This is a genomic window from Brevundimonas sp. (assembly GCF_036677305.1).
Lineage (GTDB): Bacteria > Pseudomonadota > Alphaproteobacteria > Caulobacterales > Caulobacteraceae > Brevundimonas.
Window position 1 is genome coordinate 1 of sequence record NZ_JAKFEB010000094.1, and the last position, 7,296, is coordinate 7,296.

Below are 7,296 nucleotides of genomic sequence, written 5' to 3' on the forward strand. Positions count from 1 at the left end.
GAAACCGGCGCTGTGATCGGCGGCAGATTTCCAACCGCTCAGCGCAAACTCGTCCAGAAGTGGATTGAGATGTATAAGACCGAACTGCGGGCGGCATGGTGCGCCGTGCGCGACGACACAACGCCTGAACGGATTCCGGGACCCGACGCCGATAATGACAACTGAGGTGGTTCGCATCCGAAAGCTGCAACGGCTCGGCGACTATCGTCTGAAGCTGTGGTTCTCGGACGGTCGCGCCGGCGAATGGGATTTCTCGGTTCTGGCGAAGCGCGGCACGCCGGTGACCCGACCTTTTGAGGATCCCGCTTATTTCGATCGGGTGTTTCTCGAGTTCGGTGGGCTCGCCTGGCCCAACGGCTACGACTGGGCGCCGGATGCGTTGCATGCCGACATGAAGGCTGCGGGCGTGCTGAAGGTCGAGAGCGCGGCGGCCTAGCCATCGATCGGGCGCGGCGGATCGACTTGACGGATCGATAGTCAGAGCGCCTTCACGATCCCCTCGACCATCTTCTTGGCGTCGGCGAACAGCATCATGGTGTTGTCGCGGAAGAACAGCTCGTTCTCGACGCCCGCATAGCCCGCCGCCATGCCGCGCTTGATGAACAGCACGGTCCCCGCCTTCTCCACGTCCAGCACCGGCATGCCGTAGATCGGGCTCTGCGGATCGGTCTTGGCGGCCGGGTTGGTGACGTCGTTGGCGCCGATGACGAAGGCCACGTCGCAGCTCGAGAACTCCGAGTTGATGTCCTCCAGCTCGAACACCTCGTCATAGGGAACATTGGCCTCGGCCAGCAGCACGTTCATGTGGCCGGGCATGCGGCCGGCGACGGGGTGGATGGCGTATTTCACCTCGACCCCCTCCTCCTTCAGCTTGTCGGCCATCTCGCGCAGCGCATGCTGGGCCTGGGCCACGGCCATGCCGTAGCCGGGCACGATAATGACCTTCGAGGCGTTCTTCATGATGAAGGCGGCGTCGTCGGCGCTGCCCTGTTTGACCGGCCGGCTCTCGACCGCGCCCGCTCCCGCGGCCGCCGTATCGCCGCCGAAACCGCCGAGGATGACGGAGATGAAGCTGCGGTTCATCGCCTTGCACATGATGTAGCTCAGGATCGCGCCCGAGCTGCCGACCAGCGCCCCGGTGATGATCAGGGCGATGTTCTCCAGGGTGAAGCCCAGCGCCGCCGCGGCCCAGCCGGAGTAGGAGTTGAGCATCGACACCACCACCGGCATGTCCGCCCCGCCGATCGGGATGATCAGCGTCGCGCCGAGGATCAGGGCCAGCAGGAAGACGCCCCAGAAGGCCCAGGTCGCCGTGCCGTCCGTGGCGATCATCACCCCGATCAGCACGACCAGCCCCAGGGCCAGGCCGATGTTGATCAGGTGCCGCGCCGGCAGCAGGATCGGCGCGCCCGACATCCGCCCGTCCAGCTTGGCGAAGGCGATGACCGAGCCGGTGAAGGTGACGGCCCCGATGGCCACGCCCAGCGCCAGTTCGATGATCGACTGGATCTTGATCCCGCCCGCGCCGTCGGCGATGCCGAAGCTCTCGGGCGCATAGACCGCGCCCACGGCGACCAGACAGGCCGCCATCCCCACCAGACTGTGGAAGGCCGCCACCAGCTGGGGCATCTGGGTCATCTGCACCCGGGCCGCGATCAGGGCTCCCGCCCCGCCGCCGACGATGACCCCGCCCGCGATCAGGCCCAGGGTCAGCGGATCCAGCGTCCCGGTGCTCCACAGGGTCAACAGGGTCACCCCGACCGCCAGCGCCATGCCGACCATGCCGAAGGTGTTGCCCTGCCGGCTCGTCTCCGGGCTCGACAGGCCGCGCAGGCTGAGGATGAACAGCACGCCGGAGACCAGATAGGCCAGGGCCGCGAAGGATGCGTTCATGCCGTGTCCCCGAGTTTCAGCATCAGAAAAATCCCACGGCGGCGGGCCGGGCCGGGTCGGTCGTGACCGCCACCTGCGACTCGCCGTTCTTGATCATGGCGATGGCCACGGCGCCGCGTCCGCCGGTCTTGGTCACCGTGCAGCTGCCGTCGTCCCCCGGCAGCCGGCCGCCCACGGAGCCGCGGCCCGTCTGCGCGATCCGGTTGGCCCAGGCTTCCCGGTTGTAGGTCGAGGCCTCGTAGGTCACCGGCTTGAACCGGCACACCAGCGACCAGCGGGCGCCCTGCAGCGCCGCGACGTGCCAGGGCAGGCCGCTCTCGATGTCAGCGCCGAGACGGGTCTGCGCATCCGCCGCCGAGGCGCACGCGACCAGCAGCACCATCAGGCCGATCCGCCCCGCGCGCATCTCAGCGTCCTCCCGGCGGGCAGGCCGTCCGCGCCAGCCGCCACAGGGCGGCGACGATGAACAGCGGGGCCACGAAGACCATGGCCCAGTCCCAGACGGTCATGGGCTTGTCCTGGGCCACGATGCGCAACAGCACCGAGGCAAACAGCAGCACCACGCCGCAGTCCAGGAAGCGCAGCTTGCGGATCGCGTCCTGCTCGCCGAACCAGCTCCACAGCCACAGGCCGGCCCCGATCGCCGTGGCGACCCAGGACGCGCCGACCGCGAACTGATGGACGTCCAGCGTCATGCCTTCCGGAACCTCGGGAACAGCGTGCGTGTTCGCAGCGCCAGAACGAACTGGACCGCGAAGGAGCCGATCAAGACCAGCATTATGCTGACCATGAACCAGTCACCTTCTTGCTGATACTCCCAGGCCTGCCATGCCCAGGTCAGGATAAAAGCGGGGTAGGCGATCAGGATCAGGCCGAGTTCGACACGTCTGCGCACCGTTTCGCTCATCCGACCGCTTAGCAAAACGAAGCCCAGCACCAGCAGAAGCGCCAGCGGCACAAGCGCTGTGAAGAGAATGGCCTGCGTCACGACCCGGCCGCCTCCGCCGGCTTCGCGGGCCGTTCCTTCTTCTTGTACATGGCCAGCATCCTTCGGGTGACCATGAAGCCGCCGAAGATGTTGACGCTGGCCAGGGTCACGGCCGCGACGCCCGCCCCCTTGGCGATCCAGCCGCCGTCGGCGCTGGCCGCCGCCGCGGCGATCAGGCCGCCGACGACGATCACCGAGGAAATGGCGTTGGTCACGGCCATCAGCGGCGTGTGCAGGGCCGGCGTGACGCTCCAGACCACATAGTAGCCGACGAAGATCGCCAGCACGAAGATGGCAAGGCGGAAGACGGTGGGATCGACGTGTTCCATCAGTCCTCTCCTCGGGTGGTGTCGGGCGGGGCGACATTGAGTTCGTACATGGCCCTGTCGATGCGTATGGGCACGCTTACAGTGGGCGAGATGGGGGCCCGGCCGATGGTTCTGGGGCCGACAGGCGTCGACTCCGCGCGCAGCAGGGTCTCGAGGCTGGCGGCCATCGCATTCGTCATCCCCGCCAGAATCCGGAAGTCCGTGTCCGTGCCCAGCCAGTTATAGACCAGTCCCAGTCGCTCCCGCGCCTCGTCGTTATCCGCCGCATAGCTCGCCACGTCCTCTATCCGGCCGGTGACGAGCGTGCGGCCCGTCGCCAGGTCCTGCACGGCCACGGTCATGGCCGTGCGCGGAAACCGCGGAGCCATGGCCATTCGCAGCATGCCGTCAGCCCGCGCCTCATCGACCCGCGCCACCAGCCGGACCTTGCGTCCCGTCGCCTCATCGTCCCGGAACCGATCCTCCAGATTGGCGACGGCGAGAAACTCGGCCATCCGTTCCGCGGCCTGCGCCTCGGGCAGATCGGGATGGCGGGCCCGGAACAGCTCCCGTTGCTCCGCAGGCATGGCCCGCTCGATATAGGCCCGCGCCGCGCGATCCTGGTGTTCCGGCAGCAGGCCGTCGCCGACCCGAAGATCGATCTCCTCGACATCCAGATCCGCGCCGTAGACGGCAACGAACGGGTTGTTCACCCGATCCTGCGACAGCGCTGGCCCGGACACGGCCAACACGCTTCCGGCGAAAGCGAGGATGGCCAGCACCCTCGTCATCCCTTCACCCCCTCGTGCACCACGGCCCCGCCGTGCGTCACCGCCGCCGCCTTCAGGATCTCGTCCTCAAGGTCCGGCGCCAGCGCCCCGTCCACAATCATCAGCCCGACGAAGGCGACCAGGTTCTTGGCGTAGAGGGCCGAGGCGTCCGCCGCGATCCGGCCCGGCAGGTTCGTATGGCCGACGATCTGCACCCCGTTCGCCGTGGTCACCACCTCGCCGGCCCTGGCGCCCTCCACATTGCCCCCGGCTTCCACCGCGAGGTCGATCAGCACCGAGCCCGGCTTCATCGTCGCCACCTGGGCCGCCGTGACCAGCACCGGCGCGGCCCGGCCCGGGATCAGGGCCGTGGTGATGACGATGTCCTGTTTCCGGATGTGCTCGCCCGTCAGCACGGCCTGTTTGGCCTGATACTCGGGGCTCATCGGCTTGGCGTAGCCGCCGGCCGTCTGGGCGTTTTTGAACTCCTCGTCCTCGACCGCGAGGAATTTGGCGCCCAGCGATTCCACCTGCTCCTTGGTCGCGGGCCGCACGTCGGTGGCCGTGACCACCGCCCCCAGCCGCCGCGCCGTGGCGATGGCCTGCAGGCCCGCCACGCCCACGCCCATGACGAAGACCTTGGCCGGAGCCACCGTCCCCGCCGCCGTCATCATCATCGGGAAGCCCTTGCCATAGGCGTACGCCGCCTCGATCACGGCGCGATAGCCGGCCAGATTGGCCTGTGACGACAGGGCGTCCATCACCTGCGCGCGGCTGATGCGCGGCACGAACTCCATGGCGAAGGCCGTCGCATTGGCCTGGGCCAGGGCCGTCACCGTCTCCCTGTCGCGATACGCGTCCAGCAGGGCCACGACGATCGCGCCGGGCTTCAGGGCGCTGGTCTCCTGCGCCGTCGGCCCGCGCACCTTCAGCAAGACGTCAGCGCCCGACAGCACCGCCTTGGTGTCCTTGGCCACGGTCGCGCCGGCGTCGGCGTATTCGTCGTCGGGGATGGACGAGCCGGCGCCGGTCCCGGCCTCGACCGTCACGGTCGCGCCCATGGCGATCAGCTTCTTCACCGTTTCCGGAGTCACGGCGCAGCGCGTCTCGCCGTCTCGGCGTTCGCGGGTCACGGCGATGGCGACAGCCAAGCGAATCCCTCCGTCATCTCTCGGAGGACGACGTTAGGCTGATCGAACAGGCTGCGTCAAAAGACGACAGACCCCGGGGCGGAAGCGCATTCCTCGCCCGTGCATCCCCGCGAAGGCGGGGACCCAGGTTTGAGCGGCGGGCAGAGGGTTGAACGAACCAAGGTGCATTCGACACCGGCGGTCAGGCTAAAGCCCGGGTCCCCGCCTTCGCGGGGATGCGCGGTGTTTCAGTGCTTCGCCTTCGGCGATTTCAGGCCGAAATAGCCCAGCACCAGCATCGCCACGGCTGCGATCGCGCCGGCGATGAAGCTTCCGCCCGGCTGGAACCACAGCACCAGGAACATCAGCAGGGCGGCCATCCACAGCGAACCCCATTTGGCCATGCTGATGAAGGCATGGAAGGTCGAGGTCTGCTCGCTGATCTCCTGGGAGCCGCGAACGTAGGCGTCGTGGGAGTCGGCGTGGTGCGGGTCGGCCATGTCGGTGTCCGGGAATCTGGAACGTCGGTTGGCGCTCTTATAGCGGGGCCTGCCGTCCGCTCAAGCGGCGGCTGACAATTCCCCTCAGTCGAGCGCGGCCAGAACGTCGCGGGTGAAGGGGATGAAGTTGAACGGCTTTCCGGCCGGGTCCTCGCCGCGCCGCACGATGACGATGTTCCGGCTCGGCACGATGATGACGTACTGGCCGCGGTTGCCGTTGGCCGAGATGGCGTCGGCGGGGATTCCCTCCGACCTGTTGAACAGCCAGAAGGTCGCACCGTAGCCCTGCTCGCCGCTCGGCGGCTGCGGCCCCGACGGGCGCGAGACGTAGTCGCGCCAGCCCTCGGGCAGGATGCGCTGTCCGTCCAGCATGCCGTCGTTCAGATACAGCCGTCCGAACCGCGCCAGATCGCGCGCCGTCGACCAGACCTGGCTCGACAGCATGTAGTTGCCGCGCCAGTCCGTCTCGGCCCAGGTGTCGTTCATGCCCAGCCGCCGGAACAGTTCGGCCGGCGGATGCGCCTCGAACGTCGGGGCTATGGCCAGAATGCCCAGCAGTATGTCGTTGTTGGCGTACCGGAACCGCGTCCCCGGCGTCGTGATCAGCGGCCAGGTCGTGACCTGCTCGTCCACGCCCACGCCGCCGAAATACAGGGCGTCGGTGCGATTGCCCGCCGTATCGCTGGTCAGGCCCGACGCCATCCGCATCAGCTGGTCCAGGGTGATGGCCGCGCGCGGATCGCCTTCGCGACTCCAGTCGCCGATCGCGGCCGGCGCATTCACATCGGCCTGTCCCCGCTGCACCGCCGCCCCGATCACCGTGCCGGCCAGCGACTTGGCCACCGACCATGTCCGCTGCGGCGTGTCCGGGCCGAAGCCCAGCGCATATTCCTCGGCCACGACCCGGTCGTTCTGCAGGACCAGCACGGCGGTGGTGTTCGAGCCCGCGCCGTAGCCCCCTTCGAAAGCCTGTTCGACCGCCTCGTTCAGCAGGGCGGCGTTGCCGACCGGCTCTCCCCCGGCGAAGGCCTGATCTGAAGGACGCCTCGGCGGCAGGATGGCGATCTGCTCGCCGCGCCAGCCCACCGGCATGATCGAACAGCCATGCCCGTCCCGCCACACGGCCGAGCGCGGCGGCATGGCGTCGTCCCACGCGACCGCCACCCGCGCCGGAAACACCTCGACCGGCATCTCGCGCACCAGCGGATCCAGTTCGGGATAGATCCCCGTCAGCTCATTGGCCTCGATGCTCTCCAGCGTCCGCGTCCCGCCCGCCGCCTCGGCGGTCTTCAGCGCGCTGCAGACCGTCAGGGCCTTGTACCCCGCCGCCATGGCGCGAACGCTGGCGGACGGCGCCGCGGGGGTCTGGGCGAAGGCGGCGAACGGGGAGGCGGTCAGAATGGCCGTGGCGAGGATCAGGGTGCGCATGGCGGGACGCTCGCCCGCAGTCGGCGCCGCGTCAACGTCTGTTCTCTCCCGCCGTCATTCCGGGGCTGGGACCGGCGCAGCCGGGAACAGAACCCGGAACCCAGGGGTCTGGGCGCCGAAGTCCGCCGAGCCTCCACGTCTGTGGCCAGCCTCCTGGGTTCCGGGTTCCGCTTCGCGGCCCCGGAATGACGGATCAGGGTAACGTCAGACCAGCGCCTCGAACCGGTCGATCAGCCCTTCCAGCCGCTTCGTGCCGATGGTCCAGAACGCCGGATCGCG

General features: G+C 68.4%; 11 protein-coding genes. 2 read left to right on the forward strand and 9 right to left on the reverse strand.

From position 1 onward, the window contains the following. The first annotated feature begins 12 nt into the window (after window positions 1-12). Window positions 13-165, forward strand: coding sequence for a DUF4160 domain-containing protein (locus tag V6M42_RS15295; RefSeq protein ID WP_442880928.1), 153 nt, complete (start codon window positions 13-15; stop codon window positions 163-165). A gap of 1 nt (window position 166) precedes the next feature. Beyond that, entirely contained in the window at window positions 167-436 is a 270-nt protein-coding gene (locus tag V6M42_RS05780) for a DUF2442 domain-containing protein (RefSeq protein ID WP_332677758.1), read from the forward strand. Window positions 437-477: 41 nt separating this feature from the next. Here V6M42_RS05780 and V6M42_RS05785 read toward each other — a convergent pair whose 3' ends face one another. The 9 genes from V6M42_RS05785 to V6M42_RS05825 all read right to left on the reverse strand — a co-directional run bounded on the left by V6M42_RS05785 (window position 478) and on the right by V6M42_RS05825 (window position 7,017). Further along, window positions 478-1,893 carry an NAD(P)(+) transhydrogenase (Re/Si-specific) subunit beta gene (locus V6M42_RS05785; RefSeq protein WP_332677760.1) on the reverse strand — a complete coding sequence of 472 codons (1,416 nt, stop codon included), beginning with the start codon at window positions 1,891-1,893 and terminating at the stop codon, window positions 478-480. A 22-nt stretch (window positions 1,894-1,915) separates the two neighbouring features. Beyond that, window positions 1,916-2,299 (reverse strand): hypothetical protein, encoded by a 384-nt coding sequence (locus V6M42_RS05790; protein ID WP_332677762.1) that lies wholly within the window; start codon window positions 2,297-2,299, stop codon window positions 1,916-1,918. Between the two features lies 1 nt (window position 2,300). Further along, a complete protein-coding gene (locus V6M42_RS05795; protein ID WP_332659970.1) occupies window positions 2,301-2,588 on the reverse strand; it encodes a hypothetical protein in 288 nt (95 codons plus the stop codon). Beyond that, window positions 2,585-2,881, reverse strand: coding sequence for a hypothetical protein (locus tag V6M42_RS05800; protein WP_332677764.1), 297 nt, complete (start codon window positions 2,879-2,881; stop codon window positions 2,585-2,587). Before V6M42_RS05800 ends, V6M42_RS05795 begins: the two co-directional genes overlap by 4 nt. Beyond that, a complete protein-coding gene (locus V6M42_RS05805) occupies window positions 2,878-3,210 on the reverse strand; it encodes an NAD(P) transhydrogenase subunit alpha (protein ID WP_056620759.1) in 333 nt (110 codons plus the stop codon). The genes V6M42_RS05800 and V6M42_RS05805 overlap by 4 nt, the downstream gene beginning before the upstream one ends. Then, window positions 3,210-3,980, reverse strand: coding sequence for a hypothetical protein (locus V6M42_RS05810; protein ID WP_332677766.1), 771 nt, complete (start codon window positions 3,978-3,980; stop codon window positions 3,210-3,212). The genes V6M42_RS05805 and V6M42_RS05810 overlap by 1 nt, the downstream gene beginning before the upstream one ends. Continuing rightward, a complete protein-coding gene (locus tag V6M42_RS05815) occupies window positions 3,977-5,110 on the reverse strand; it encodes a Re/Si-specific NAD(P)(+) transhydrogenase subunit alpha (RefSeq protein ID WP_332677767.1) in 1,134 nt (377 codons plus the stop codon). Before V6M42_RS05815 ends, V6M42_RS05810 begins: the two co-directional genes overlap by 4 nt. A 227-nt stretch (window positions 5,111-5,337) precedes the next feature. Further along, the gene (locus V6M42_RS05820; protein WP_332659978.1) at window positions 5,338-5,589 is read right to left on the reverse strand and encodes an aa3-type cytochrome c oxidase subunit IV; all 252 of its coding nucleotides are present in this window, start codon (window positions 5,587-5,589) and stop codon (window positions 5,338-5,340) included. 84 nt (window positions 5,590-5,673) lie between these two features. Then, entirely contained in the window at window positions 5,674-7,017 is a 1,344-nt protein-coding gene (locus V6M42_RS05825) for a serine hydrolase domain-containing protein (protein WP_332677768.1), read from the reverse strand. Between the last annotated feature and the right edge of the window lie 279 nt (window positions 7,018-7,296).